This is a genomic window from Amphritea pacifica, assembly GCF_016924145.1.
In the GTDB taxonomy this organism is placed as follows: Bacteria; Pseudomonadota; Gammaproteobacteria; order Pseudomonadales; family Balneatricaceae; genus Amphritea; species Amphritea pacifica.
Window position 1 is genome coordinate 116,614 of sequence record NZ_JAFFZO010000003.1, and the last position, 24,656, is coordinate 141,269.

General features: G+C 50.8%; 31 protein-coding genes. 11 read left to right on the forward strand and 20 right to left on the reverse strand.

Features of this window, described 5'->3' with window-relative positions:
* Positions 1–57 precede the first annotated feature (57 nt).
* Positions 58–843: a pseudouridine synthase gene (locus JW499_RS02300; protein ID WP_205209064.1), complete on the reverse strand. Its 786-nt coding sequence runs from the start codon at positions 841–843 to the stop codon at positions 58–60.
* 199 nt (positions 844–1,042) lie between these two features.
* Here JW499_RS02300 and JW499_RS02305 point away from each other — a divergent pair, with 199 nt between their 5' ends.
* The 8 genes from JW499_RS02305 (at position 1,043) to JW499_RS02340 (ending at position 5,532) form a co-directional block, all read left to right on the forward strand.
* Positions 1,043–1,723 carry a Bax inhibitor-1/YccA family protein gene (locus JW499_RS02305; protein WP_205209065.1) on the forward strand — a complete coding sequence of 227 codons (681 nt, stop codon included), beginning with the start codon at positions 1,043–1,045 and terminating at the stop codon, positions 1,721–1,723.
* A 96-nt stretch (positions 1,724–1,819) separates the two neighbouring features.
* A complete protein-coding gene (gene tusD / locus JW499_RS02310; RefSeq protein ID WP_205209066.1) occupies positions 1,820–2,212 on the forward strand; it encodes a sulfurtransferase complex subunit TusD in 393 nt (130 codons plus the stop codon).
* Positions 2,213–2,214: 2 nt separating this feature from the next.
* Positions 2,215–2,583 carry a sulfurtransferase complex subunit TusC gene (gene tusC, locus JW499_RS02315; protein ID WP_205209067.1) on the forward strand — a complete coding sequence of 123 codons (369 nt, stop codon included), beginning with the start codon at positions 2,215–2,217 and terminating at the stop codon, positions 2,581–2,583.
* A 2-nt stretch (positions 2,584–2,585) separates the two neighbouring features.
* Positions 2,586–2,879, forward strand: coding sequence for a sulfurtransferase complex subunit TusB (tusB, locus tag JW499_RS02320; protein WP_205209068.1), 294 nt, complete (start codon positions 2,586–2,588; stop codon positions 2,877–2,879).
* Positions 2,879–3,214: a TusE/DsrC/DsvC family sulfur relay protein gene (locus JW499_RS02325; RefSeq protein ID WP_205209069.1), complete on the forward strand. Its 336-nt coding sequence runs from the start codon at positions 2,879–2,881 to the stop codon at positions 3,212–3,214. Before tusB ends, JW499_RS02325 begins: the two co-directional genes overlap by 1 nt.
* A gap of 13 nt (positions 3,215–3,227) precedes the next feature.
* A complete protein-coding gene (locus JW499_RS02330; RefSeq protein WP_205209070.1) occupies positions 3,228–4,148 on the forward strand; it encodes an NAD(P)-dependent oxidoreductase in 921 nt (306 codons plus the stop codon).
* 41 nt (positions 4,149–4,189) lie between these two features.
* On the forward strand, positions 4,190–4,966 hold the full coding sequence (locus JW499_RS02335) for a hydroxypyruvate isomerase family protein (RefSeq protein WP_205209071.1): 777 nt from the start codon (positions 4,190–4,192) through the stop codon (positions 4,964–4,966).
* An 11-nt stretch (positions 4,967–4,977) separates the two neighbouring features.
* On the forward strand, positions 4,978–5,532 hold the full coding sequence (locus JW499_RS02340) for a chemotaxis protein CheW (RefSeq protein ID WP_091358908.1): 555 nt from the start codon (positions 4,978–4,980) through the stop codon (positions 5,530–5,532).
* Positions 5,533–5,626: 94 nt separating this feature from the next.
* On the opposite strand, the gene nhaC is transcribed toward JW499_RS02340, so the two are convergent.
* The 18 genes from nhaC to JW499_RS02430 form a co-directional block, all read right to left on the reverse strand.
* Positions 5,627–7,138 carry a Na+/H+ antiporter NhaC gene (nhaC, locus tag JW499_RS02345; protein ID WP_205209072.1) on the reverse strand — a complete coding sequence of 504 codons (1,512 nt, stop codon included), beginning with the start codon at positions 7,136–7,138 and terminating at the stop codon, positions 5,627–5,629.
* Between the two features lie 303 nt (positions 7,139–7,441).
* The gene (locus tag JW499_RS02350; protein ID WP_232846179.1) at positions 7,442–7,864 is read right to left on the reverse strand and encodes a secondary thiamine-phosphate synthase enzyme YjbQ; all 423 of its coding nucleotides are present in this window, start codon (positions 7,862–7,864) and stop codon (positions 7,442–7,444) included.
* Between the two features lie 69 nt (positions 7,865–7,933).
* Positions 7,934–9,034, reverse strand: a complete 1,101-nt coding sequence (locus JW499_RS02355; RefSeq protein ID WP_091358902.1) for a malate dehydrogenase — start codon at positions 9,032–9,034, stop codon at positions 7,934–7,936.
* 201 nt (positions 9,035–9,235) lie between these two features.
* Complete coding sequence (locus tag JW499_RS02360) at positions 9,236–10,438, reverse strand: MFS transporter (RefSeq protein ID WP_205209073.1); 1,203 nt, start codon at positions 10,436–10,438, stop codon at positions 9,236–9,238.
* 78 nt (positions 10,439–10,516) lie between these two features.
* The gene (locus JW499_RS02365) at positions 10,517–11,425 is read right to left on the reverse strand and encodes a radical SAM protein (protein WP_205209074.1); all 909 of its coding nucleotides are present in this window, start codon (positions 11,423–11,425) and stop codon (positions 10,517–10,519) included.
* Between the two features lie 2 nt (positions 11,426–11,427).
* Positions 11,428–12,210, reverse strand: coding sequence for a TatD family hydrolase (locus tag JW499_RS02370; RefSeq protein ID WP_205209075.1), 783 nt, complete (start codon positions 12,208–12,210; stop codon positions 11,428–11,430).
* A gap of 15 nt (positions 12,211–12,225) precedes the next feature.
* A complete protein-coding gene (locus tag JW499_RS02375; RefSeq protein ID WP_205209076.1) occupies positions 12,226–12,576 on the reverse strand; it encodes a PilZ domain-containing protein in 351 nt (116 codons plus the stop codon).
* Positions 12,577–12,671: 95 nt separating this feature from the next.
* On the reverse strand, positions 12,672–13,691 hold the full coding sequence (locus JW499_RS02380; RefSeq protein ID WP_205209077.1) for a DNA polymerase III subunit delta': 1,020 nt from the start codon (positions 13,689–13,691) through the stop codon (positions 12,672–12,674).
* The gene (gene tmk / locus JW499_RS02385; protein ID WP_205209078.1) at positions 13,684–14,322 is read right to left on the reverse strand and encodes a dTMP kinase; all 639 of its coding nucleotides are present in this window, start codon (positions 14,320–14,322) and stop codon (positions 13,684–13,686) included. The genes JW499_RS02380 and tmk overlap by 8 nt, the downstream gene beginning before the upstream one ends.
* Before the next feature lie 40 nt (positions 14,323–14,362).
* On the reverse strand, positions 14,363–15,394 hold the full coding sequence (gene mltG, locus JW499_RS02390; protein WP_332874405.1) for an endolytic transglycosylase MltG: 1,032 nt from the start codon (positions 15,392–15,394) through the stop codon (positions 14,363–14,365).
* On the reverse strand, positions 15,394–16,251 hold the full coding sequence (gene pabC, locus JW499_RS02395; protein WP_205209079.1) for an aminodeoxychorismate lyase: 858 nt from the start codon (positions 16,249–16,251) through the stop codon (positions 15,394–15,396). The genes mltG and pabC overlap by 1 nt, the downstream gene beginning before the upstream one ends.
* A 36-nt stretch (positions 16,252–16,287) precedes the next feature.
* Positions 16,288–17,526, reverse strand: coding sequence for a beta-ketoacyl-ACP synthase II (gene fabF / locus JW499_RS02400; protein ID WP_205209080.1), 1,239 nt, complete (start codon positions 17,524–17,526; stop codon positions 16,288–16,290).
* Between the two features lie 88 nt (positions 17,527–17,614).
* On the reverse strand, positions 17,615–17,848 hold the full coding sequence (gene acpP, locus JW499_RS02405) for an acyl carrier protein (protein WP_091358884.1): 234 nt from the start codon (positions 17,846–17,848) through the stop codon (positions 17,615–17,617).
* A gap of 160 nt (positions 17,849–18,008) precedes the next feature.
* Positions 18,009–18,752, reverse strand: coding sequence for a 3-oxoacyl-ACP reductase FabG (gene fabG, locus JW499_RS02410; RefSeq protein WP_205209081.1), 744 nt, complete (start codon positions 18,750–18,752; stop codon positions 18,009–18,011).
* A 24-nt stretch (positions 18,753–18,776) separates the two neighbouring features.
* Positions 18,777–19,709, reverse strand: a complete 933-nt coding sequence (gene fabD, locus JW499_RS02415) for an ACP S-malonyltransferase (protein ID WP_205209082.1) — start codon at positions 19,707–19,709, stop codon at positions 18,777–18,779.
* A gap of 108 nt (positions 19,710–19,817) precedes the next feature.
* Complete coding sequence (gene plsX / locus JW499_RS02420; protein WP_205209083.1) at positions 19,818–20,849, reverse strand: phosphate acyltransferase PlsX; 1,032 nt, start codon at positions 20,847–20,849, stop codon at positions 19,818–19,820.
* Positions 20,850–20,851: 2 nt separating this feature from the next.
* On the reverse strand, positions 20,852–21,034 hold the full coding sequence (rpmF, locus tag JW499_RS02425; RefSeq protein ID WP_091358877.1) for a 50S ribosomal protein L32: 183 nt from the start codon (positions 21,032–21,034) through the stop codon (positions 20,852–20,854).
* Positions 21,035–21,052: 18 nt separating this feature from the next.
* Positions 21,053–21,568 (reverse strand): YceD family protein, encoded by a 516-nt coding sequence (locus JW499_RS02430; protein ID WP_091358874.1) that lies wholly within the window; start codon positions 21,566–21,568, stop codon positions 21,053–21,055.
* Between the two features lie 121 nt (positions 21,569–21,689).
* On the opposite strand from JW499_RS02430, the gene JW499_RS02435 reads away from it, so the two are divergent.
* The 3 genes from JW499_RS02435 (at position 21,690) to JW499_RS02445 (ending at position 23,588) form a co-directional block, all read left to right on the forward strand.
* Positions 21,690–22,268: a Maf family protein gene (locus JW499_RS02435; RefSeq protein ID WP_205209084.1), complete on the forward strand. Its 579-nt coding sequence runs from the start codon at positions 21,690–21,692 to the stop codon at positions 22,266–22,268.
* A gap of 103 nt (positions 22,269–22,371) precedes the next feature.
* Complete coding sequence (locus JW499_RS02440) at positions 22,372–22,971, forward strand: YiiX/YebB-like N1pC/P60 family cysteine hydrolase (protein ID WP_205209085.1); 600 nt, start codon at positions 22,372–22,374, stop codon at positions 22,969–22,971.
* Between the two features lie 26 nt (positions 22,972–22,997).
* Positions 22,998–23,588: a YiiX/YebB-like N1pC/P60 family cysteine hydrolase gene (locus tag JW499_RS02445; RefSeq protein WP_205209086.1), complete on the forward strand. Its 591-nt coding sequence runs from the start codon at positions 22,998–23,000 to the stop codon at positions 23,586–23,588.
* A 17-nt stretch (positions 23,589–23,605) separates the two neighbouring features.
* Here JW499_RS02445 and JW499_RS02450 read toward each other — a convergent pair whose 3' ends face one another.
* Positions 23,606–24,526, reverse strand: coding sequence for a cation diffusion facilitator family transporter (locus JW499_RS02450; RefSeq protein ID WP_205209087.1), 921 nt, complete (start codon positions 24,524–24,526; stop codon positions 23,606–23,608).
* Positions 24,527–24,656 lie beyond the last annotated feature (130 nt).

Genomic DNA, 24,656 nt, shown 5'->3' on the forward strand with positions numbered 1-24,656 from the left:
TCTTGCTGCCACTGAACGACACAGCGCCGATTCGCACAGCTTCAGGATACCGTTCAGCTACGAAAAACGGGGTTCACTTTCAGGGACGCCGGCCTCCTGGCTGGAATTGGCTGTTGCCGGATAGTGCCCCTGCCAGCCAAACTGTGTAAAGAGCTGATCCACCCAGGGCGACACCGGCGCATTGATCTCAATATTCTCATCAGTAAAAGGGTGAACAAACTCCAGCCTGGTGGCCATCAGCAACAACCGATCCAGACCAAAATGGTGACGAAACAGCGCATTATGTTTGCCATCGCCGTGCTGCGTATCCCCCACCAGAGGGTGAAATATATGTTTCAGATGGCGACGAATCTGGTGTTTGCGTCCGGTTTCCGGTTTAACTTCAACCAGCGAATAACGCGCTGCAGGGTATTTGCTGACAGGAATAGGCAGTTCCACAGTGGCCAGACGACGATAGTGGCTTACGGCGTCTTTTGCCGGCTTATTCGGATTTGCCATTTTGTCAGCCACCTTATCAATAATCTCTTTCAGCGGATAATCGATCACCCCCTGCTCTTCTGTATACCCCCGGCAGACGCACAGATAGGTTTTCTGCACCCGGCGCTCAGCAAAACAGAGATTGAGTTTATTGGCAGCCTCTGAGTATTTAGCAAAGATCAGCACACCGGAGGTCGGCCGGTCGAGACGGTGCACCGTAAAGGCTTTAACCCCCAGCTGTTCGCGAATCAGCGCAACCGCATTGGGGGCACGGCGCTCGATAGGACTGGGGTGTACCAGCAATCCGGCGGGCTTATCGATAGCGAAAAAGTGTTCATCTTCAAAAAGAATATGGATGGGATACATCGTGATACTTACCTGATCTGATCAAGGCGCGCAGCTTAACAATAAATCATCTGATTGCCTATGAACCTATATAATATGATCCAGTCATACCTATTAACACGTAATACCTGTATGGTTGAAATACCGAAAAAAACCTATATATATAGAGTATCCTATAACTTTAAACGGCACCTAAAGCCTTAATATTCAGAGGGATAAAATGCGTAATATCGATACAATGACCGTCCGTTCAGAACAGTCGGTTCTGGCAACCAATAAGGTGATAAGAAACACCTACCTGCTGCTTGCCATGACTCTGGTATTCAGCGCGATGACCGCCGGTATCTCTATGGTCATTAATCCGCCGATGATCTTAGCTTTGGGGGCGATGATCGTGGGTATGATCCTCACCTTTGTTATCGCTAAAAAACAGAATAGTGCAGCGGCACTGCCGTTGGTGTTTGTATTCACCGGCCTGTTTGGCTTTGCCCTGGGTCCGATCCTGAATGCCTATCTTGCCATGAACAATGGCGGCCAGATCGTCATGACTGCGATGGGGATGACTGCAGCGACCTTCCTGGGTCTGTCAGCCTATGTCCTCACCTGCAAGAAAGACTTCAGTTTTATGGGTGGTTTCCTGGCTGCAGGCTTAATGGTTCTGCTGGTATCCATGGTAGTGCTGATCGCCCTGCCATTCTTCGGCATCCACATCCCTGCGCTTAACCTGGCGTTTTCCGCTGCGGTTGTACTGCTGATGTCCGGTTTCATTGTCTATGACACCAGCAACATAGTGAATGGCACCTATACCAACTACATTATGGCCACGGTCAGCCTGTACACAAGCATCTTCAACCTGTTCATCCACCTGCTGCAACTGGTAGGCTTTCTGAGTGACGACTAAGCGTTTCTGTTTAGTTTTCACCTGCTGAAAACAACACACAAAGCCCTGCAATCCTGATAAGATTGCAGGGCTTTTTAGTTTACAGACATCACTATTATGATTTTTTCAATCGTTGTTACCGGGGCTCCCTATAGCTCCCAGGCGTCAGCCAGCGCTTTGCAGTTTTGCAGAAGCATTTTAAAACTCGGACACAGGATACATCGGGTGTTTTTTTACGCTGATGGCGTTCACAGTGGTTCAGCGCTGGCTGCCCCGCCGCAGGACGAAATCAATATCCCGGCCGAATGGGCGGCGCTGGCCCGCGAGCATGAACTGGACCTGGTGGTCTGTATCGCAGCCGCAGTCCGGCGTGGGGTTCTCGATGAAAATGAGGCCCGACGCTATGAAAAGAGCGGCCATAATCTCAGTTCCGGTTTTACTCTCTCAGGACTGGGCCAGCTGGCTGAAGCGGGTATCCTCTCCGACCGTGTCGTCACCTTTGGAGCCTGATAATGAGTGAGGCTAAAAAATCATTTCTGATTATCAATCGTAAGGCCCCCTATGGCAGCAGCGCCGCCCGGGATGCCCTGGATGTCGCGCTGACAATCTCAGTCTTTGAACAACCCCTGAGCCTGCTGTTTATGGGTGATGGCGTATTACAACTATTGCCTGAACACATCGCCTCTGAGATTGGTCAGAAAAACCTCTCTGCAAACCTTGCAATGCTGGAGATGTACGATATTGACAGACTCTATGTTTGTCGCCAGGCACTGGAACAACGGGGCATCCGTCCTGCTGATATTCGATTAAATATTACCCTGCTGGATCAGAACGGTATCGCCGCTCTGATCAAACAACAGGACCAGGTTCTGAGCTTCTGATTATGACACTACACCTGATTAACAAAACCCCATCGGAGAGCAGCGCCCTCAGCGATAGCCTGTCAGCCGTGAGCGAGGGCGATGCCCTGCTGCTGATTGAGAACGGCGTTTATGCGGCGCTACAGGGTTATGCCGAACTTTTCACCCGCCTGCCAGGCTCGGTGCAATGCTACCTGCTGGAGCATGATGCCGACGCCCGGGGCCTGAAACAGCTCAATCAGGAGTTTCTCCCTATTGACTATGACGGCTTTGTCGAGCTGAGTTGTCGTTATGGTAAAGTAGTGAGCTGGTTCTGATGGAAAATCTCGATGTAAACGGTCAGGCCATCGCCATCGACAACGAAGGCTACCTGCGCAATCTGGAAGACTGGAGCAAAGAGGCTGCTATGCAGTTGGCTCAACAGGAAGGGATTGAGCTAACTGACGCCCATTGGGAGATTCTGCATCTGTTGCGTGACTTTTATCAAACCTATGAGATGTCACCCGCCATGCGACCTCTGATCAAAGCGGTAGCTGCAAAACTGGGCAGCGATAAAGGCAAAAGTATCTATCTGATGTCTCTCTTTCCGGGAAGTCCGGCAAAACTTGCCAGCAAGATAGCCGGTTTACCAAAACCAACTAACTGCTTATAACGGAACCCTGTCGATGAAAATAGCGTTTCTCGGAACAGGCCTGATGGGCCGGCCAATGGCTATCAATCTGCTCAATTCGGGTTATAAACTGACGCTCTGGAATCGCACCCGCAGCAAGGCTGAAGCCCTGATCAGCTATGGTGCGGAGGTTGCGGACACGGCCGCTCAGGCGATCGCTGATGCGGATATTACCATTACCATGCTGGAAAATGGCCCGATCGTCGATCAGGTGCTGTTTAATACCGGGCACCCTGCCAGTTTTAAACGCGGCAGTACGGTCATCGATATGAGCTCTATCCCCCCGGAGCTTGCCAAACAGCACTTTGCCCGTTTAAAACATATCGGCGTCAACTATCTGGATGCCCCGGTATCGGGCGGTACCGTAGGCGCACAACAAGCCTCCCTTGCCATTATGGTGGGTGGCGAGAAAACAGTTTTCGATCACTGCCACACCCTGTTTACAGCCCTGGGCAAAGTGACCTATATCGGCCCTGCAGGCTCGGGCCAACTGGCCAAATGCGCCAACCAGGCGATTGTTGGTATTACCATCGGGGCGGTTGCCGAAGCTCTGCTGTTAGCGGCACAGGGGGGAGCCGATCCCGCCGCTGTGCGTGAAGCCCTGCTGGGCGGCTTTGCCAGCAGCCGGATTCTTGAACTACATGGTCAGCGAATGATAGACCGGGAGTTTAATCCCGGCGCAACCTCCCGGGTGCAGCTGAAGGATCTGCGCACTATTCTCGATACTGCCCAAGCGGAAGCGCTAAGTCTGCCGCTGGTACAACAGACCTTTGAACAATATCAGGATCTGGTTAACAACGGTCTTGAGGAGGTCGATCACAGCGGCTTACTATTGCAGCTTGAGAGGCTCAACGGCAACCGCACACTGAATAATAAGCCTACGACCTCACCCTACGATTCAACTGATCACACCTGACCCGGACCCAATCGCCCGAACGCTTAGCAGGAAGATATATCATGCCCGATTTTGCCGTTAACCTGAGTATGCTTTTCACTGAGGTCCCCCTGACTGAGCGCTTCGCCGCTGCGGCGGCAGAAGGATTCAGCAAGGTCGAAATTCAATTCCCCTATGAACTACCCGCCCCTCATATTCTTGATCTGTTACAGCAACATAAACAGCAACTCATCCTGCTTAATGCCCCCGCTGGCGACTGGCTTGCCGGTGATCGGGGCATCGCATGTCATCCAGACAGAGTGGCCGAGTTTCGTCAGGGTGTAGCGCTTGCCATTGAGTATTCAGAAAAATTAAAGTGCCGTAATATCAATATATTATCTGGTATAGTTCCTGAAAATTGTGACTATAATTTGGCTGAAAAAACCTTTATCGCTAACCTCCGCTTCTGTGCTGAAGAGTGCGACAAGGCCGGAATTCAGCTGCTCACTGAAGCGATCAACACTCAGGATATCCCCGGGTTCTTCCTCAACAACAGCCGTCAGGCATTTGCGCTTTTTGAGGTTGTTGGCCATGCCAATATCAAACTGCAATACGATATCTATCATATGCAGATAATGGAGGGAAACCTGATTCAGACACTGCGCAAAAACCTGCATAGAATCGGCCATATTCAGTTTGCTGATGTTCCCGGAAGGCATGAACCCCAAACTGGTGAACTAAATTTCAGCAATATTTTTAAAGCTCTGGATGATATGGGATACTCTGGTGTAACAAGTCTTGAATATAATCCCTCTGTCAGCACGACTGAAAGTCTTGGCTGGCTAGAACAGATAGCATAAGAGAGTAATCTATGGGTCTTGAAGACGCAGCTAAACAACTACAGCAGATCCAGGCAGAGCTCAGCAACAATGTTTATGAGCAGCATAAGAAGAATGGTGAAACTCAGGAGGCTTATCGCAAATGGGCAACCTTTTCGATAGCCGATGAACTTTATGCCATCGATGTTATGCAGGTTAAAGAGGTATTGCGCTTCACCGATATAACGCCGGTTCCAGGCGCTCCTGCGGGCATTCTCGGCATCATCAATCTGCGCGGTAGCGTCGTCACTGTGATTAACTCACGTACACTGTTTAAGCTTGAAGACAAAGAGATCGACCATAACACCCGCATCGTGGTGGTTGAGTTTGAAGATCAGGAAGTGCTCGGGATTCTGGTCGATGGCGTGGATGAGGTTCTCAACCTCCCCGAAAGTGAAACCGAGCGAGCGCCCGGAGTATTGCGTGAAGACAGTCAGCGCCAGTTTGTCCAGGGAGTCTGTTATCGGGAAGAACAGTTAATCATTCTGTTGGATCTTGACCGCATGCTGGCAGGCTTTAAGGCTGTTCAGCCAGAGCAGGAACAGTAGCACAATCACCACTTTCACAGATAAACTGGAAAGAGTGCACGCATAAAAAACCCCGGATATTCCGGGGTTTCAACAGTACGATGATCGTCCAGACTTATACTGTCACTTCCCTTTCAACAAAACTATCCTCGACCATTTCAGTCGCAATAATCTCCCCCTGATGCTCCCACATAAGGCGCTCTGCATCAGTCGCTTTAGGTGAAAACAAGCCTGTCTGAGCGTAGATCAGACCGATAACAGGCGATACCCAGCAAGCAAATGCCAGCGGGATATACAGCAGGTTTTCGACATGACCATCAGCAATGCCCAGCCCCAGCGCACTAATCACAAACGCACCACCGGCATTCCATGGAATCAGCGGCGAAATAAGCGTGCCACCTTCCTCAATCGCCCGGGAAAGGTTCAGGGTTGAATAGCCCATACCCCGGTAGATCGGCGCATACATACGACCCGGCAGAGCAATTGACAGGTAGGGGTCTCCGGCAACAAGGTTGGTCGATATAGAGGTGCAGACAGCGGCGGTCTGAACACCTTTAAACCCTTTAACCTTAGTCATAATGGCTGCAATAATCGCTTCCAGACAACCGGTTTTCTCAAGCGCACCACCGAACCCCAGTGCGATCAGCACCAGCGAGATGGTCCACATCATTGACTGGATACCGCCACGGTTCAACAGGCTATCGATGGTACTGATACCGGTATCAATTGAGTAACCACTATTGGCAAAGGTCAGCAACTGATGAATACCCGCCCCCTGAGTGATCATCGCAGCGACAGCGCCCGCCAGAACACCGGCAAACAGCGATGGAATCGGTGGCATACGCTTAACCGCCAGCACAATAACCAGCAGTGCTGGCAGCAACAACCAGGCCGAGATGGTAAAGTTTGCATCCAGTGCAGCAGTGATCGCATTGATCTTTTCAAAGGATGCGCTCTCGCCATCGATCAGGGTAAAACCTGCAACCAAATAAATGGTAAAAGCGATCAGCATTGAGGGTATAGTGGTCGGCATCATGTTTTTGATATGTGAAAAGACATCAGTGCCGGTAACAGCCGGTGCCAGATTAGTGGTGTCTGACAGAGGCGAAACTTTATCGCCGAAAAAGGCTCCGGAAACGACAGCACCTGCGGTCCAGTAGACCGGGATATCAAAACCCGCACCAATCCCCATCAGTGCGAGCCCCACAGTTCCAACTGTTCCCCAGGAGGTGCCGAGGGAGAGGGATACTACTGAGCAAAGCACCATGGCAGCCGCCAGGAATATCTGTGGAGACAGCAGCGTCAGGCCATAATAGATCAGTGTTGGCACCGTACCACTGGCGATCCAGACGCCGATAATCATACCCACGCAGATCAGCACCGAAACCGAAGGCAGCGAGACATGAATAACATGGAAAACGCCCTCTTCAATATCTTTCCATTTAAGCCCCAGCCTGATGCCTACCAAACCGGTTATCGCTAAACCGATGGCCAGTGGAATATGAGGGGTAAAATCACCAAAATAGAACAGCTGTATACCCAGCACCATGAGAGTCAGAACAACGGGAATCAGAGCTAATCTAAGCCCCGGCTTTTTCACGTCAGAAACTTGCAGATGATCATTCATGAGCGTATCTCTCTTCTGGCAGATATCACAACACTCCACCAATCAGGCTAAGAGTCTTTTAGACTGGTGTTTATGAGGCTTTTCTGTTGATCAAATCTGAATATTATTTTTGTTAGCCCGACCTGTTTAATTATTAGACAATTAGACTAGGATATGGCGCTAAAAACCTATATTCATTTACATTTATGACTATATATAAGCTTTTATTGAGAGATACAGACTATTTGTAGGAAAATAGACAAAAATAATACTCGCTTCGGTTGAAAGCGTGGTAACCAGAATGACATCAGAGCTGACAGATGGCTAACCGATATGTACCGCAACAGATCTGATCTGCCGACCATGACGATGCTCCCAGCAATACACTCCCTGCCAGGTTCCGAGCAGCAAACGCCCCTCACTTACCGGAATCGATAAGGTAGTTGCGGTGAGCGCTGCTTTGATATGAGCAGGCATATCATCACGCCCCTCAAACAGATGGGTGTAGAGCGGATCGCCTTCAGGCACCAGCCGGTTCAACCAGTTTTCCAGATCCTGTTGCGCACTGGGATCAGCGTTTTCCTGAATCGTCAGACTGGCACTGGTATGTTGAATCAGCAGAGTACACAGCCCCTCCTGAACCCCACTACTGTTCAGTTGCTGCTTCAGCCGATCGGTAAATTCATATAACCCCTGGCCCTGGGTTTCTATCCTGATTATCTCGACCATTCGTGAAATATCCATCATAAAAAAGCCCCGTCAGAGTAATTCCGACAGGGCCCTAAAGTCGCTTTGAATCTTGCTTACCCCAGCAGATCAAAGTACCCGGTTATTGCTCATGAACTTACTTTCCTGGCTCGGTCCTGTGCCATCGGCATATAGCGTAACACCCGATTTCAGACAGATAGTCAGGTTCATGTGGGACTCTTCAGTCTCTTTTGGCAGCAGGTGTTCAACGACCGCTTTTTCTTCCAGTAACTCAAGCTCGGTGGCGGTGAGTTTCTTACGGCTGAAATCACTGATCTCAAGTCCATGAACAATCTGATAACGACCATAGTTACAACGCACCGGGAAGGAGAAGAAAACCCCTTTTTCAATGCCGTAACTACCATCACTCAGTATTCCCATGCTGACGATTTCGCCGGGATCAGTCCCCTGAGTCCAGTTATGCATCTGATCAACAATTGCCTGCGCAGCCGATGCAGCACTGGATAATCCACGTGCCTTGATGATCTCGCTACCCCGCTCCTGCACACGGGGAATAAACTCATTGCGATACCAGGAGGTATCGATCTGCCCCATAGCAGGCTCACCAAAGACAGTTGCATGATGCAGATCCGGGTACTGAGTCGGAGAGTGGTTACCCCAGATAATGATATTCTGAATATCACGGGCGGTAACGCCACACTGGCTGGCCAGCATACCTTTAGCGCGGTTATGGTCCAGGCGTGTCAGACAGGTAAACTGCGAGGGGCTGAGCTTGGGCGCGTTACGGCTGGCAATCAATGCGTTAGTGTTCGCCGGGTTACCGGTGATCAGAACCTTTACGTCACGGTTGGCAAAATCATTCAGCGCCTTACCCTGACGGGCAAAAATCTCTGCGTTGACTTCCAGCAGATCGCTACGCTCCATACCGGGTCCCCGGGGACGGGCACCCACCAACAGTGCATAGTGGCAATTGCTGAAACCCTCTTCGACATTATCGTGAAGGGTTATGGTATGCAGTAATGGATAAGCGCAATCTTCCAGCTCCATCGCCACACCACGAAGCGCCTCCATGGCATCAGGAATCTCGATCAGTTGCAGAATAACCGGCTGATCGCGGCCCATCATCTCACCTGCAGCAATTTTGAACAACAGGTTGTAACTGATTGCACCTGCCGCACCAGTAACAGCAATCCGTACGGGTCTTCTCATGGCTTATTACCTTTTGTTATATACTTATGAGAGCTAACTCTTATACAAAAGTATAAATCAATGGGTTTCGGATGTAACTACTACCCAATGAGGATTATTTATAACAGATGGATATATGGTTAGAATACCGCAAAGATTTGCTGCCAGACTGCCAGAAAACGACACTAAAGAGTCACTTTTGAGGAAGCAAAGACCAACGCTTCAGTGTTGCTCTTTCAGCCGGGCCGAATTCCCGGTCAGGCAAATAAGCGTTACGACACAAAACCCCGCCCCGGCATAAAATGTTACCGATGCGCCGTAATGGTCCCAGAGCAATCCGGCGATGACACTGGCCAGTAACATCGCAACGCCGCCAACCAGATTGAAAATACCAAAGGCAGTGCCGCGCAGTTCGGCATGTGCGGTATCGGCAATCATGGTGGAAAGTAGCCCCTGGGTGATCCCCATATGCAGTCCCCAGAGTGACACCCCCAGCAACACAACTACCCAGTGCCCACCACTCGCCAACACCAGGTCGGCAGCAATCAGCATCAGCAACCCAATGGCCAGCAACCAGGTATGACTGATCCGGTCAGATAACTTGCCAAACGGATACGCTGACAGTGAATAAACCAGACTCATAACCACCATCACCAGAGGTACGAATGCTACAGGGATATCCGCCTGCAACGCCCGCAATACCAGAAACGCCTCACTGAACCGGGCCAGAGTAAATAGCCCGCCAATACCCACCACCCACCAGTAGGACTGACTGAGTCGTTGGAGACTGCCCCGGCGGATCGGATTGCGGCGCGGTTTTATATCGGTGGGGGCTGGTTCATGTAAGCCAAAAATCAGCAGCCCCACGGCAGCAAAAGCCGGAATGGTTGCAACCCAGAACACCGCCCGGAAGTCATTGGCCCACAACAGCATGAGGCCCACCCCCAGCAACGGCCCAAGAAAGGCCCCAACCGTATCAAGGGACTGACGCAAGCCAAAGGCAGCACCCCGAAGATGAGCAGGCGATATATCGGCAACCAGAGCATCCCGTGGCGCGCCACGAATACCCTTACCAAGCCGATCCAGCAGGCGAGCCGACAGCAATATACCTATTCCCGGAGCCAGCGCAAACAAAGGTTTGGAGAGCGCCCCCAGACCATAGCCGAGTACCGCTAACCCTTTTCGTTTGCCCAGATAATCACTCAGGGAGCCGGAGAAAATTTTAACGATCAGAGCCGTGGATTCCGCCAGGCCTTCGATCATGCCGATGGCAAACGCGCTGGCCCCCAATGTTGTCACCATAAACATCGGCAACAGGCTATGGATCATTTCGGATGAAACATCCATTAACAGACTGACGCAGCCGAGTATCCAGATACCGCTGGGAATCTGCCTCAGTGACGAACCTCTGGCTTCAGTTTGCATAGGCCTGCGATCTTCCTGGCGCTATTAATTTGATGTTTGTATCAGCGGGCGTGGACCATCTGCAGGGTAAAAGCGCGCTTATAGTCCGCGCTGATAATCCTGCCGCAGAGATACCCTGTCAGGTGTTTCTATCGCGGCGCGTAACTGTCTTAATAGTGCATCAAGATCGCGGTTTAGCACACCCTTTAAGACCAGAAAGTTTGACGCGTGATCACTGCGAAAAATAGTCTTCTCCAGCGTCAGATTTGACAGAAACAACTCCATCTCCTGAAACAGCTGGCGCTGAGTTAACGGGGTAAAGTCACCATCATAGCCCACAGCAATCCGTTGATTACCACGACGGGAAAACAGCACCAGTGTCGCCAGGTAATCCGGCTGAACCGCATTAACCAGTTGCGCAGAGGCCAGCGCATGCTGCTCACTCATTCGCTCCCCACCCAGGCCATTAATCAGCATAACCGAGGTTTTAATCCCTGCCTGCTTGGCTTTGAGCAAACCATCCCGTGTGGTTGCAAAGGATTCACCTTTATCAATACAGCGCAGAACCTCATCATCTCCACTTTCAGCCCCCACGTAGATCAGTTTCAGACCCAGCTCACGCAGCACCTGAAGCTCCTCAACGGTTTTATGTTTGAGGTTGGCAGGCAGTGCGTAGGTTGAAACCCGTGTCACAGAGGGCATATAGGTGCGGATAGCTTCCAGGATAGTTTTCAGACGGCGGAATGACAGCACCATTGGATCACCATCCCCGAGAAAAACACGCCTCACACCAGGCAGTTGCTGGCCGCAACGGATGATCTCCCCGAGCAGCCGATCTTCACTTTTAGGCTTAAATTTTTTCTGCGGATCGATATACATCTCGCAGAAGGTACAGCGATTCCAGCTGCAACCATTGGTGACCTGGAGAATAAGGGAGCTGGCTTCACTGGGAGGCCGGAACACCGGCTCGATATAGCTGACGGGAGGGGCGACTGGAGGCCAGCTCATCGTCAGCCACTGACCGCTTTACTGAACAGACGGTCGAAGTTGTTGCTGGTGATCTCGGCCACCTCTTCTATCCGAAGACCTTTAATATCCGCAACACACTGTGCCACTTCAACGACATATTGAGGCTCATTCGGTTTACCACGATAGGGCACTGGCGCCAGGTAGGGAGAGTCCGTTTCGATTAACAGATTTTCCATCGGCACCTGTCGGACAACCTCCCGCAACTCAGCGGCGTTACGGAAGGTAATGATCCCGGAAAACGAGATCATAAAGTTCAGATCCATCGCCTGCCGTGCCATCTCCCAGTTTTCGGTAAAGCAGTGCAACACGCCGCCAACAGTCGTATCAACATGCTGACGCAGCATGCTAATGGTATCGTCGCGGGCATCGCGGGTGTGCACGATCACGGGCAAGCGCGACTGCGCTGACGCTTGCAGATGGTTAACAAAACTTTCCCTCTGCTGCGCTACGGTATCTTTCTGGTAATAGTAATCCAGGCCAGTTTCACCCAGGGCGATCACTTTCGGCTCCGCAGCATAACCAAGCAAAGTAGCAACATCCGGCACACCATCAGATACGTGAAGTGGATGAACCCCCGCCGACGCATAAACATTATCGAAGCGATTAACCTTTTCAAGCATCTCTGGAAGGGTCTGCATATCGATAGCAACACACAGCATCCGGGAAACGTTTTTCTCGGTGGCGGCATCAATAACGGATTGAAGCTGATTATTCCGGACAGACAGGTCCAGCCTGTCGAGATGACAGTGAGAATCTACAAACATGAGGGTAACTCTGAATTACATTGTATTGGTACGTCTACCCGAATTCATCAGTGTCGCAATATAGGTTTCGATCTTGGAGATCAGCGTCGCGTCATCCTGTGAGAGCTGAATGCCGATACCCGGGACTCGCCCGCCCTGAGCTGCCCGGGGAGTAACCCAGATAACTTTACCGGTGACCGGGATCTTATCGTCCTCATCGATCAGACTCAGCAGCATGAAAACTTCTTCGCCCAACTGATAGGTACGGGTAGTAGGAATGAATAACCCGCCATTTTTGATAAATGGCATATATGATTTATAGAGATCTTCCTTGGTCTCAATTGCCAGGGAGAGAATCCCATGACTCATGCGGGGTACAACTGACATAGGCCGTATAGCCTCCCTAGTACTTATTTCATCCTAAACTCAGACTGTCTATATATTACTATTGCTTTGTGCTGCTGTATATCCTGTCAGGTCAGTTAGTTAGCTCTTGGAAGAGCATACCAGTCACTTAACAGCTTCTCCATCAACAACTGCTTGTTTGGATTGCGCCTGAACATCAGATCCTTACGTGCGGCCTGTACCTGATCAGAAAATTGATAGAGTTTCTTACTGCTGACCTTACGGGCCAGCGCCAGTAACATATTTTTAGCATCGGTATGTCGCAACAGTTCGGGGTCGGCCTGATTTTCTGCTGAGCGGGCAATATCTACAACCCAGCTGTAGATCCAGCCAAGCACCAGCTCCAGATCCTCTTTATAAAGCGACTGCGCCACCTCCACCGCACTGCTGCGACTCTTGAGAATATCCGCCAGCCCTTTAAGTACCTTAGCCCGCAACCCCAGAAGATCATCCTGCTTATACGCCAGCGCCTGCAGGGGCGAATTATGGGCGATAACTAACAGCTGCGCGGCTTCCGCAGCATCGACTTCAAGCTGAGTAGCCACCCACTGAATGGCCATTGAGTTGTCGGCCGGCGGCATATCAACCCGCTGACAACGGCTCTTGATCGTCGGCAGCATCTGCCCCAGGCGATGCGTCAAAAGCATTAACAGGGTGTTAGAACCCGGTTCTTCCAGCATTTTTAACAGGGCGTTGGCCGCATTAACATTCATACTGTCGGCGGGATCGATGATCACCACCCGATAGCCACCCTGCTGTGCGGTTGAGTAGATAAAGTCTGTCAATTCCCGGATCTGATCAATTTTGATCGGCTTTCCTGATTCTTCGGGCCTGAGCAGGTAGAGATCCGGATGGCCACCACTACTGGTCAGCTCGCAACTGCGACAACGGCCGCAGGCAACACTCCCCTGAGGATTACGACAGAGAACATAGTTAGCCAGCGCCAGCGCAAAACAGGCCTTACCAATCCCCTCAGGCCCGTTGATCAGCAACGCATGAGGAAAACGGTTCTGCGCTTTCAGCTCGTGCAGATATTCCCAGCGCGGTTTCAGCCAGGGCAATACTACCGGTCGGTCTTCCCAGATTGAATCACTCACCTGTCTGCTCCTGAAGATACTGTTCCAGCACTCCCCTGATCTGGTGCTGCACCTGCTCCAGTGTGCCTGAAGCATCGATCACAGCAAAGCGTTCCGGGTCGGCAACTGCCCGCTCAAGATAGGCGTTGCGCACCCGCTCGAAAAAAGTGATGCGCTCATTTTCAAACCGATCCAGTGCTCCCCGCTGACTGGCCCGGGCCAGGCCAACCTCTACCGGCAGATCCAGCAGAATCGTCAGATCAGGCTGCAACCCCCGCTGCACCATCGCCTCAAGCTGACCAATCATCGCTGTGCTGAGCCCGCGCCCACCGCCCTGATAGGCAAAAGTGGCATCGGTAAAACGGTCACACAACACCCATCGTCCCTCGGCAAGAGTTGGCCGTATCACCCTTTCAAGGTGTTGCGCTCGCGCGGCAAACACCAGCAGTAACTCCGCATCGTCAGCAACCACTTCATCCCGATTAGCCAGTAGCAGTTCGCGCATCTGCTCCGCCAGCGGCGTTCCGCCAGGCTCACGGGTTAACTGATAACGGATCTGATGCTGTTGCAATACAGATTCAATGAACCTCAGATTAGTTGATTTGCCAACCCCTTCGGTACCTTCCAGTGTAATGAAACGGCTTGAACTCATACTATCCAACTCATCTAATCAAACTTAATCGTACCCGGCGTTACTGATCCGGACTCGAACGGTAATCACTGCGACGCTTTAGCTGATACTGCTTAACCGCCCGGTTGTGCGCTTCCAGGGTCGCTGAAAACTGATGACTGCCATCACCCTTTGCCACAAAGTATAGCCACTTACCCTGATCGGGATGCAGGGCTGCCCGGATCGCTTCCCGCCCGACCATCGCTATCGGTGTCGGCGGTAACCCAGCAATAGTGTAAGTGTTATAAGGGGTGGGACGGCGCAGATCCGCACGACGGATATTGCCTGTATAACGATCTCCCATACCGTAAATCACAGTGGGATCGGTCTGCAGTTTCATCCCTTTTTGCAAACGCTGAACAAAAACACCGGCGATAGTGGGTCTCTCGCTGCTCAGTGCCGTCTCTTTTTCAACGATAGAGGCCATAATCAGAGCCTCATAAGCCGACTTGTAAGGCAGCTCTTTAGCCCGCTCCTGCCAGGCTGTATCCAACTCAGCCTGTAGCAGAGCATGGGCTCGCTTAAGCAGGTCTACATCGCTCATTCCACGATGGAACTGATAGGTATCAGCCAGGAACATCCCCTCCGGATGCTGTCCCTCAAGCCCCAGTGAAGCCATTAAATCGCTATCACTGAGATTATCCTGGGTGTTTTTTACCTGTTTATTTTCTCTAAGTTGTTCACGTAACTGCTTGAAAGTAGAGCCTTCTATGATCGTAAAGTTATACGTAATAATTTTACCGGAAACCAGTTGCACCAGCAGCGTTCTGGGAGTTGTACCAGGAACCAGCTCATACTCACCCGCTTTAAGAAGATGCCCCACTTTTTTCAGGCGAACAAAAAAAGCAAACCAGTCAGGTTTCTCCATCACCCCTTCAGCGGCCAGTTGCCCCGCAACACGTTTAAAGCTACTTCCCGGCTCAACCAGAATGGTCCGCGACTGGGACAGGGTCAGCGGTGTATCCAGATAACTCTGCAGTGATCGCCAGCCAGAATAAGCAAGCGCGACAACAACCATCAGAGTAATAACAAAAGAGACAACAACTTTACGCACTAATAAATTCCTTCAGCGACCAACCGGGACTGCAACAGACGGGTTAGCGGCCCAACCGGCCACTCAGGAGAGCGGCCCTGATCAGTGATAAGCCGGGTGACTGGCCAGATAGCAATAACACTGTTGCAGACAAAAACCTCATCGGCAGCAACCAGGGTATCTGCAGCATACAGCCCTTCACATACCGTTACCCCTATCTGTTCAGCAAGCGTGAGAATAGTTTGGCGGATAATACCCGCGACACCACAACGATCAAGTTGCGGAGTATAAAGCCCCCCTCCTTGTGCCCAGAACAGATTACTCATGGTTCCTTCTACCAGAAACCCCTCACTGTCCAGCACGATACCTTCGCGGATTCGGCTATCATTCCACTCTGCCCGCGCCAGCACCTGCTCAAGACGGTTAAGGTGCTTAATGCCAGCCAACAGCGGCGATAACGCCAGGCGAGTCTGACACAGCCTGACAGAAACCCCCTTTACAGAGGGCTGTTCTGGATAATCAGGAAAGGGATTCAGCTGCACAATCCGGTTGATTGGAACCCTGTCATCGACCGCATATCCACGCCCCCCGCATCCCCGGGTGATGGTTATTTTCAGCACCTGACGGGAGCCAGAGGCTGGCTGCAGTTGCAGCAGCTTTGCCAGATCCGCTTCAAGCAACGACTGAATATTCGCCGGCAGAGGAATGCCAAGGCGGTCAGCGCCCTTGCACAGCCGATCAAGATGCGCCTGCCAGACAACCGGCTGAGAACCGTTCAGAGTAATGGTTTCAAAAAGGCCGTGACCATAAGCAAGCCCCCGGTCAGTTACCGGGATTGACTGCTCTGACTGACCATTTATCAGGATATAGGATCTCATAGGGAGAACGGGCGCGCACCAGGCACGCCCGTAAACTCAGATCTTACGGAATACCAGGGTACCGTTGGTACCACCGAAACCGAAAGAGTTGGATACCGCAGCGTCTATGGCTGCTTCCTGAGCGGTGTGAGGGACATAGTTCAGGTCACAACCTTCAGACGGGTTATCCAGATTGATCGTGGGTGGAGCCACCTGATCACGGATAGCCAACACGGAGAAGATCGCCTCAACCGCACCAGCCGCCCCAAGCAGATGACCAATCATCGACTTGGTTGAGCTCATACGCACGGTTTCAGCAGCACTGCCCAGCACCAGCTTAGCAGCATTCGACTCAGCAATATCCCCAGCAGGGGTCGATGTACCATGGGCGTTAATGTAATTAACCTGATCGGGGTTAATCCCCGCATCTTTGATCGCATTAGCCATCGACATCGCTGCACCCGCTCCATCCTCAGGAGGCGAAGTCATATGATAGGCATCATCACTCATACCAAAACCAACCAGTTCGGCATAGATGGTTGCACCACGGGCTTTAGCAGCCTCATACTCCTCCAGCACAACCACACCAGCACCATCCCCCAGAACAAAACCATCACGGTCCCGGTCCCAGGGACGACTGGCAGCCTGCGGATCATCATTACGGGTTGACAATGCTCTGGCAGCAGAGAAGCCGCCAACCCCCAGCGGAGTTGTTGCCATCTCGGCACCGCCAGCAATCATCACATCCGCATCGCTGTTCTGAATCATTCGCGCAGCAAAACCAATATTGTGAGTACCGGTCGTACACGCCGTAGTAATGGCAATGTTCGGGCCTTTAAAGCCATATTTAATGGCCAGATTGCCGGCGATCATATTGATGATGCTACCGGGTACAAAAAACGGCGAAATGCGACGCGGGCCACTGTTGTTAAGTGTATCGTGGGTCGCCTCAATCATCGGCAAGCCACCAATACCTGAACCAATTGCAACACCGATACGGGGAGCATTTTCTTCAGTGACTTCCAGTCCGGAATCTTCAACAGCCTGAATTGCTGCCACCATACCGTACTGAATAAACAGATCCATCTTCCGTGCATCTTTCGGGCTCATATAGCCACTGAGATCCAGCTCTTTAACAGAGGCGGAAAAACGGGTGCCAAACGGCGTAGGGTCAAAGTGGGTGATTTCAGCTGCACCACTTTTGCCGTTAAGAATATTGGCCCATGTCTCCTGGACAGTGTTACCTACCGGGGTCAGCATCCCCATACCCGTAACAACGACTCTTCTGCGAGACATCAAAATCCTCCTGCTTTACCGGGCGAACAAAAGAAAAGCCGCACTATATCACTATAGTTGCGGCTTCTCGGTAATCTGGTTGAGTCGATTACTGATGTGCGTTGATGTAATCGATTGCCAGTTTAACAGTCGTGATTTTCTCTGCCTCTTCATCAGGAATTTCAGTTTCAAATTCCTCTTCCAGAGCCATAACCAGCTCTACAGTGTCCAGAGAGTCGGCACCCAGGTCTTCAACAAAAGAAGCTTCGGTGGTCACCTCTTCCTCTTTAACACCCAGCTGTTCAGCAATGATTTTCTTTACGCGCTCTTCGATGTTGCTCATAACTCTTCCTATTATTTATCGACATCCACACCCGAAGATGTGAACAGGGATTTTATTAGAATCCGCCGCTATGGATCAAGCCTGACGGCGATATTTCTCCAGTGAGCTGCGGCTCATTATCAACACTTTTGCAAAAAAAACAATTCCCTAGGGGAAATCTTTACGACATATACATCCCACCATTGACATGAATCGTGTCTCCGGTGACATATCCGCCGGCATCACTGGCTAAAAAACCAACAACAGCAGCAATCTCTTCAGGCTGCCCTAAACGCCCCATTGGGATCTGTTTTTGCAGCGTTTCTTTATGTTCCTCTGGCAGACCACTGGTCATATCAGTATCGATAAACCCGGGTGCTACACAGTTGACCGTAATATTCCGGGAAGCCACCTCACGTGCCAGCGCCCGACTGAAGCCCTCCATCCCAGACTTAGCAGCAGCATAGTTTGCCTGTCCGGCATTACCCATTGAAGCAACCACCGATGATACATTGATGATGCGCCCCCAGCGCGCTTTTGTCATGCCACGCAAACAACCTTTCACCACCCGATAAACGGATTTCAGATTGGTATTCAAGACTGAATCCCACTCATCTTCTTTCATGCGAAGCATGATGTTATCCCGGGTAATGCCTGCATTATTGACGATGATCGTTACAGATCCAAACTGATCCTGTACTGCCTTCAGAACCTCATCAACCGACTCGTTCGAACCTACATCAAGACATAATCCGGTTCCGGAAACGCCCGCTTCTTTCAGGTATGCCGCAATAGAAGTGGCACCATTTTCACTGGTCGCAGTACCCACAACAACCACACCCTGACGCCCCAGCTCCAGCGCAATCGCTTTACCGATTCCCCGAGTAGCACCGGTAACCAGAGCCACTTTGCCTTCGATACTCATATTCTGTTTCCTATATTTCAGAGATCAGGCGCTCAGCGCCTTCTCAAGACCCGCAGGATCGTTGATCGCAGCAACCGTCAGGGTGCGTTGAACTTTCTTATTAAGCCCGGATAACACTTTACCAGGGCCGCACTCTACGGTGCTCTCAATACCCTGCTCTATCATATTCTGCACCGAGTCTGTCCATAAAACAGGGCTATATAGCTGCGCCAGCAGATTTGCGATCAGCTCATCAACACTCTCAGGCGATTTCGCAGTAAAGTTCTGGACTACCGGAATAGCAGGCATCTGCACTGATATTTTTTGCAGCTCAGCAGCCATCTGCTCAGCGGCTGGCTTCATTAGCACACAGTGCGAGGGAACACTGACCGGCAGAGGTATCGCCCGCTTGGCTCCCGCAGCCTTACAACCTTCAATAGCACGCTCAACTGCGGCTTTATTGCCCGCAATCACAACCTGCCCCGGACAGTTAAAGTTTACCGGGGAAACAACCTCGTCAGCGGCAGCCGCTTCACAGGCCGCCTGAATAGCATCATCGGCAAGACCGAGAATAGCAGCCATTGCACCAGTGCCTGCCGGAACCGCCTGCTGCATAAACTCGCCCCGCAACCGGACAAGGTTTACCGCATCTGTAAAGCCGATAGCACCTGCACAAACCAGCGCTGTATACTCACCCAGACTATGCCCTGCCATCAGCGCAGGCGACTTACCCCCCTGCTGCTGCCACAAACGCCAGAGGGCAACTCCAGCAGTGAGTAGTGCGGGCTGCGTACGATCAGTCTGATTCAGATCCTCTTCGGGACCATTCTGGGTCAGCGCCCATAGATCATATCCAAGAACCTCAGATGCTTCAGCGAAAGTTTCCTGAATAACAGAGTGTTCGGCGGCCAGTTCGGCCAGCATTGCCAGGTGCTGAGAGCCCTGACCGGGAAAAACAAAAGCGAGGGATTGTGGCATTGTTACCTCAATGTACAGATAAACGCATAACAATTTAAAGGTCGTAGTTTACAGGATTCGCGATGAATTAAAACGTTTGTCTTATAGATCAAATATTTCCGCCCTGCTTCAGCTGATCTGAGATTCCAGCTGGCGATTGATACTGCCTGGAACATCCATTCGGACCTCCGCAACAGCCTGATCAATCGCATAGCCAAAGCACTGTCGATTAGCCGAGCCATGACTCTTCACAACGATCCCCTGCAACCCCAGCAGGCTTGCACCATTGCGACGCGCCGGATCAATATGGGCGCGTATCTCTTCCAGCACAGGCCCGACAAGCACCGCCATTATTTTACGCCACAGCGAGCGGGCAAAACTCAGACGCAGTTGACGACCGATGAGGCGTGCAACCCCTTCACTGCTTTTGAGCGCGATATTGCCAACAAAACCATCACAGACCACGACATCCACCTTACCGGTAAAGATATCGTCACCTTCGATAAAGCCAATGTAGTTCAGGCCGCCATGCTCACGTATCAGCCGGGAAGCCAGTTTAACCTGTTCATTCCCCTTAATCTCTTCAGCGCCGACATTGAGCAGCCCGATGCGAGGCTCCTCAATTCCTTCAACGGCACGGGTCATCACCGACCCCATAATTGCAAACTGCAGCAGGTGTTCGGCGCTGCAATCGACATTTGCCCCCAGGTCCAGCATATAGCTGACGCCGTTAACGGATGGAATGGCGGTAATGATAGCCGGGCGATCGATCCCCGGAAGCATTTTAAGCGTAAAGCGCCCTAGCGCCATCAGCGCCCCGGTATTACCGGCACTCACACAAGCCTGCGCCCGACCTTCCGCCACCTGCGTGATGGCGCGATACATAGAGGTGTCACGACGCTTACGCAGTGCATGAGAGGGCCGCTCATCATTGGCGATAACATTCTCTGCATCAATAATCGAGATACGAGAAACGAGGCTTTTATCGGAGCGTTTTTTCAGAGAGTCAGCAAGCAGAGGTGCAAGAACAGCTTGTTGACCAATCAGTTGCAGGGTCAAGCGGGGGTGACGCTTCAGGGCGTCTACTGAGGCAGGAATAACAACGCGGGGACCGAAGTCCCCGCCCATCGCGTCTATGGCGATGCAAATGCTGTCAGACAAGTTTACTCGTCGTCTTGCTGTGCAACAACCTGCTTACCACGGTAGAAACCGTCAGCACTTACGTGGTGACGACGGTGAGTTTCACCAGTAGTTGCTTCTACGGAAAGAGTTGGGTTGCCCAGTGCATCGTGTGAACGACGCTGTCCGCGACGTGAACGAGTTACTTTGCTCTTTTGTACTGCCATGGGTATATAGCTCCTATTTCACTTATCAGCCTTCAGTGAGGCTAATACACTGAAAGGGTTCGGTTTATCAGTTTCATTGTCAGTCGTAGCCGCTTCACCGAAGGAAGTCTGCACACTGCAATCGTCATGAAATGGCACAATCGGAAGCGTTAGAATCAGCTCCTCTTCCACCATCGGCAACAACTCCAGCTCATCTCCCGCTACAATCAGATGATCATAGTACCTGGGTAGATTCTTTGCATGCTCCTCAGTGGGAGCAATAGCCAAATTGAACTTCGCTTCGATGTCGATCTCAACTGGCTCAAGACAGCGCTGACAGGCCATTTTCACCTGAGTGACAGCAGTGCCTTTTATTGTACGGATACGCAGTTCATCAAGATCAAACTGCAGATCAACAGCAACCCTGCCCTGCGAATCAGTCAGCATTGTGACCAGATTTGGCAGCAGAGCAAGCTCAGCGTCACCTTCAATCCGTACTCCCCGATCAGCAAGCTTACGCGGGTCAATTTTCTTTGGTAATGGGGCGTTCGACATAAGCGCGCAATTCTAGGGATCAAAAACCAGTCTGTCAAAGGAAATAAGGCTTTAAAAGCGAAAAAAACAGGCTAATATCTGCACCTTATCGCAACCGCTCACTATTTGGAGAAAATCAGGTATGTCCCGGCTGATTCTGGCATCCAGTTCACCTTTCAGAAAAGCGATTCTGGATAAACTCAATATTGTTTACGAAGCGGTTTCTCCCGATATTGATGAAACACGTTTAGATTCTGAAACACCACAACACTATGTTGCCCGGCTTGCCCGAGAAAAAGCAGAAGCGTTGCAGACGGATTACCCCGATGCACTGATTATCGGTTCAGACCAGACCGCTATTATCAACGGTAAAACGATTGGCAAACCTGGAAGCTTTGACAACGCCTGTCAGCAACTGCGTGAGGCATCTGGAAAGAAGATTACCTTCCTGACCGGACTCTCACTGCTGAACAGCCAAACCGGTAGCTGTGAAACGGATGTGATTCCGTTTCATGTCTACTTTCGACACCTGACACCGACAATGATTGAAAACTATCTTACAGCAGAGCAACCCTATAACTGTGCCGGCAGCTTTAAATCTGAAGGACTGGGGATCGCTTTGTTTGAAAAACTGGAGGGGGATGATCCTAACGCCCTGATCGGCCTGCCGCTGATTCGCCTGATCAGAATGCTGGAAAACCAGGGAATCAACGTTATCTAAACCGCTGAGTATTACAATACGATACTTTTCACCACTAAGTTCATGAAACACCTCTTATCTCAGAGAATCAACTCCATCGAAACAGGTAATCACGGAGTTGAACATGAAAAACGCTAACCTTAACACGCTGGAACAACAGGTCGCTTCTGCCCTACAGGAGGGCGATCTACTGTTTATCTCCATCGATGCTTTCCTTTACAAGCAGGTTGCCAAGGGCACTGGAAGCTGGTGTTCGCATGTAGGTTTTGCCATTAAAGAAAATGACCAGTGGCTGGTAATTGAAAGCAAAGTCCCGTTTGTCAGCAAAACCCCATTGCGTAAATTTCTCAGTCGCACCTGCAACGGTGAAGTGATGATTCGCCGCCTGAAGCAGCCCCTTTCAGCAACAGAGCTTGAGCAGTTGAAACAATCGGCAGATAAACTGTCCGCAACACTCCCAACGACGCTATACCATCTGGGATTCGATTTAGATTCCGAACGTCAGTTCTGCTCTAAGTTTGTCCATCTGGTTTATAAAGATGCCTTAGGTATTGAACTGGGCAAGGCACAAACACTTGAGCAACTGCTGCAGGAAAATCCTCAGGCTTCAGTGAGATTCTGGCGCTGCTGGTTTGTGGGATTTATTCCCTGGAAACGTCAGACACTCACTCCGGCCAGCCAGATTAATGATCCGCAGTTAAATACAGTATTTTGTACCTTATAAATCAGGCTTCAGGGAGGATTCAGGCAATGAAAAAAATAAATAACGATCAGCTCTCTGTTCAGGTTAACAACCTGCTTAAAGAGGGAGATATTATCTTCTCTTCAATCGACCTGTTGGTCTGCCGGCAAGTCGCCAGAGAAACCGGTAGCTGGAGCTCTCACGTAGGATTTGTTCTTAAAGAAAACAATCAATGGATGGTTGTAGAAAGCAAAGTCCCTTTCGTCTGTAAAACACCTTTAAGAAAGTTTATCCAGCGCACCCGGGACGAACAAATCATGGTCCGTCGCCTGAAACAACCCTTAACCGAAAAACAGGTCGGAAAACTTAAACAGCTAACAGAAAAGCATATTGGCAAGCTTTACCATTCCGGCTTCGATTTCGACTCGGATCGTCTCTTCTGTTCGAAGCTTGTCTACCTGATATATAAAGAAGCAACCGGCGTTAAGCTGGGCCAAATTCTCACGCTTGAAACACTGATAAATCAAAACCCACAGGCATCTTCAGGCTTATGGTATCTATGGTACTTTGGTTCGGTACCCTGGCAACGCCGAACGTTAACCCCGGCCAGCCAGATTAATGATCCACAGCTAATCACCGTTTACTCTACGGTTGGCTAAATACTACTCAGCCGTATTCAGGGCGGTGTAAAATTATCCAGCATACAGTTTTGTTCCTCCGTAGAGGATTCAATCTGTATCGTGGAATGCGCTATGCCAAAATGATCATGAAGATATTGCTGCTGATCACACAAAAAGCGGTTATCAAGCTTGCTATCACTGACTACCAGATGAACGGTCAGCGCGATCTCCGTGGTACTTAAAGGCCAGACATGCAGATCATGAATACGCTCCACTGATTCCAGGCCATTGAGGTATTGCTTTAAGGCGGGGATATCGACACTATCCGGCACTGCATCCAGAGCATAGTTCATCGAATCCTTAAGCAGCCCCCATGTGCCAACCAGAATAACGGCAACGATGATAAGACTGATGACCGGGTCGATCCACAGCCAGCCTTTAAACAGAATAAACAGGCCAGCGATCACCACCCCGAGGGAGACCACCGCATCGGCTGCCATATGCAGAAAAGCACCTTTAATGTTCAGATCATCTTTCTGCCCGCTGAAAAACAGCAGTGCTGTCAGTGTATTGATCACCACACCGATCGCGGCCACCACAATCACCGTCATGCCCCCAACCGGAGTCGGATTGCTAAAGCGTCCTACCGCCTCCCAGGCAATACCTCCAAGGGCGATAAGTAATAGAATAGCACTGGCCAGTGAGGCCATTACCGTTGCCTTACGCAAGCCATAGGTACGCTTTTCAGTGGCTGCTTTTCTGGCAAGAAAACTGGCTCCCCACGCCAGTATCAGACTGAATACATCGCTGAGATTGTGTCCTGCATCTGCGATCAGTGCCAGCGATTCTGACAACACCCCATAGATGACTTCAATCACCACAAACATAAGGTTAAGGACGATGCCAATGGCAAATGCCCGGTTGTAATCGGTAACCTGATGACTATGGCCCGGGTGATGACTGTGATGGTGACTCATACAACTCCTCAACATGTCTGTTGAACTAAATAAGCTTATAAAAAACGCGGCAAAAAGATAAAGCCGTTTAGTGACTGGCTTTTGTCAATTACTCCGCAAGAATATGGGCGCTGGTAACCTGTTGAAGTAA

Bases quoted from the DNA above. Each gene is read 5' to 3' on its own strand.
- JW499_RS02300 (WP_205209064.1), bottom strand. From the start codon at position 843: ATGTATCCCATCCATATTCTTTTTGAAGATGAACACTTTTTCGCTATC.
- JW499_RS02305 (WP_205209065.1), top strand. From the start codon at position 1,043: ATGCGTAATATCGATACAATGACCGTCCGTTCAGAACAGTCGGTTCTG.
- tusD (WP_205209066.1), top strand. From the start codon at position 1,820: ATGATTTTTTCAATCGTTGTTACCGGGGCTCCCTATAGCTCCCAGGCG.
- tusC (WP_205209067.1), top strand. From the start codon at position 2,215: ATGAGTGAGGCTAAAAAATCATTTCTGATTATCAATCGTAAGGCCCCC.
- tusB (WP_205209068.1), top strand. From the start codon at position 2,586: ATGACACTACACCTGATTAACAAAACCCCATCGGAGAGCAGCGCCCTC.
- JW499_RS02325 (WP_205209069.1), top strand. From the start codon at position 2,879: ATGGAAAATCTCGATGTAAACGGTCAGGCCATCGCCATCGACAACGAA.
- JW499_RS02330 (WP_205209070.1), top strand. From the start codon at position 3,228: ATGAAAATAGCGTTTCTCGGAACAGGCCTGATGGGCCGGCCAATGGCT.
- JW499_RS02335 (WP_205209071.1), top strand. From the start codon at position 4,190: ATGCCCGATTTTGCCGTTAACCTGAGTATGCTTTTCACTGAGGTCCCC.
- JW499_RS02340 (WP_091358908.1), top strand. From the start codon at position 4,978: ATGGGTCTTGAAGACGCAGCTAAACAACTACAGCAGATCCAGGCAGAG.
- nhaC (WP_205209072.1), bottom strand. From the start codon at position 7,138: ATGAATGATCATCTGCAAGTTTCTGACGTGAAAAAGCCGGGGCTTAGA.
- JW499_RS02350 (WP_232846179.1), bottom strand. From the start codon at position 7,864: ATGATGGATATTTCACGAATGGTCGAGATAATCAGGATAGAAACCCAG.
- JW499_RS02355 (WP_091358902.1), bottom strand. From the start codon at position 9,034: ATGAGAAGACCCGTACGGATTGCTGTTACTGGTGCGGCAGGTGCAATC.
- JW499_RS02360 (WP_205209073.1), bottom strand. From the start codon at position 10,438: ATGCAAACTGAAGCCAGAGGTTCGTCACTGAGGCAGATTCCCAGCGGT.
- JW499_RS02365 (WP_205209074.1), bottom strand. From the start codon at position 11,425: ATGAGCTGGCCTCCAGTCGCCCCTCCCGTCAGCTATATCGAGCCGGTG.
- JW499_RS02370 (WP_205209075.1), bottom strand. From the start codon at position 12,210: ATGTTTGTAGATTCTCACTGTCATCTCGACAGGCTGGACCTGTCTGTC.
- JW499_RS02375 (WP_205209076.1), bottom strand. From the start codon at position 12,576: ATGTCAGTTGTACCCCGCATGAGTCATGGGATTCTCTCCCTGGCAATT.
- tmk (WP_205209078.1), bottom strand. From the start codon at position 14,322: ATGAGTTCAAGCCGTTTCATTACACTGGAAGGTACCGAAGGGGTTGGC.
- pabC (WP_205209079.1), bottom strand. From the start codon at position 16,251: ATGAGATCCTATATCCTGATAAATGGTCAGTCAGAGCAGTCAATCCCG.
- fabF (WP_205209080.1), bottom strand. From the start codon at position 17,526: ATGTCTCGCAGAAGAGTCGTTGTTACGGGTATGGGGATGCTGACCCCG.
- acpP (WP_091358884.1), bottom strand. From the start codon at position 17,848: ATGAGCAACATCGAAGAGCGCGTAAAGAAAATCATTGCTGAACAGCTG.
- fabG (WP_205209081.1), bottom strand. From the start codon at position 18,752: ATGAGTATCGAAGGCAAAGTGGCTCTGGTTACCGGTGCTACTCGGGGA.
- fabD (WP_205209082.1), bottom strand. From the start codon at position 19,709: ATGCCACAATCCCTCGCTTTTGTTTTTCCCGGTCAGGGCTCTCAGCAC.
- rpmF (WP_091358877.1), bottom strand. From the start codon at position 21,034: ATGGCAGTACAAAAGAGCAAAGTAACTCGTTCACGTCGCGGACAGCGT.
- JW499_RS02430 (WP_091358874.1), bottom strand. From the start codon at position 21,568: ATGTCGAACGCCCCATTACCAAAGAAAATTGACCCGCGTAAGCTTGCT.
- JW499_RS02435 (WP_205209084.1), top strand. From the start codon at position 21,690: ATGTCCCGGCTGATTCTGGCATCCAGTTCACCTTTCAGAAAAGCGATT.
- JW499_RS02440 (WP_205209085.1), top strand. From the start codon at position 22,372: ATGAAAAACGCTAACCTTAACACGCTGGAACAACAGGTCGCTTCTGCC.
- JW499_RS02445 (WP_205209086.1), top strand. From the start codon at position 22,998: ATGAAAAAAATAAATAACGATCAGCTCTCTGTTCAGGTTAACAACCTG.
- JW499_RS02450 (WP_205209087.1), bottom strand. From the start codon at position 24,526: ATGAGTCACCATCACAGTCATCACCCGGGCCATAGTCATCAGGTTACC.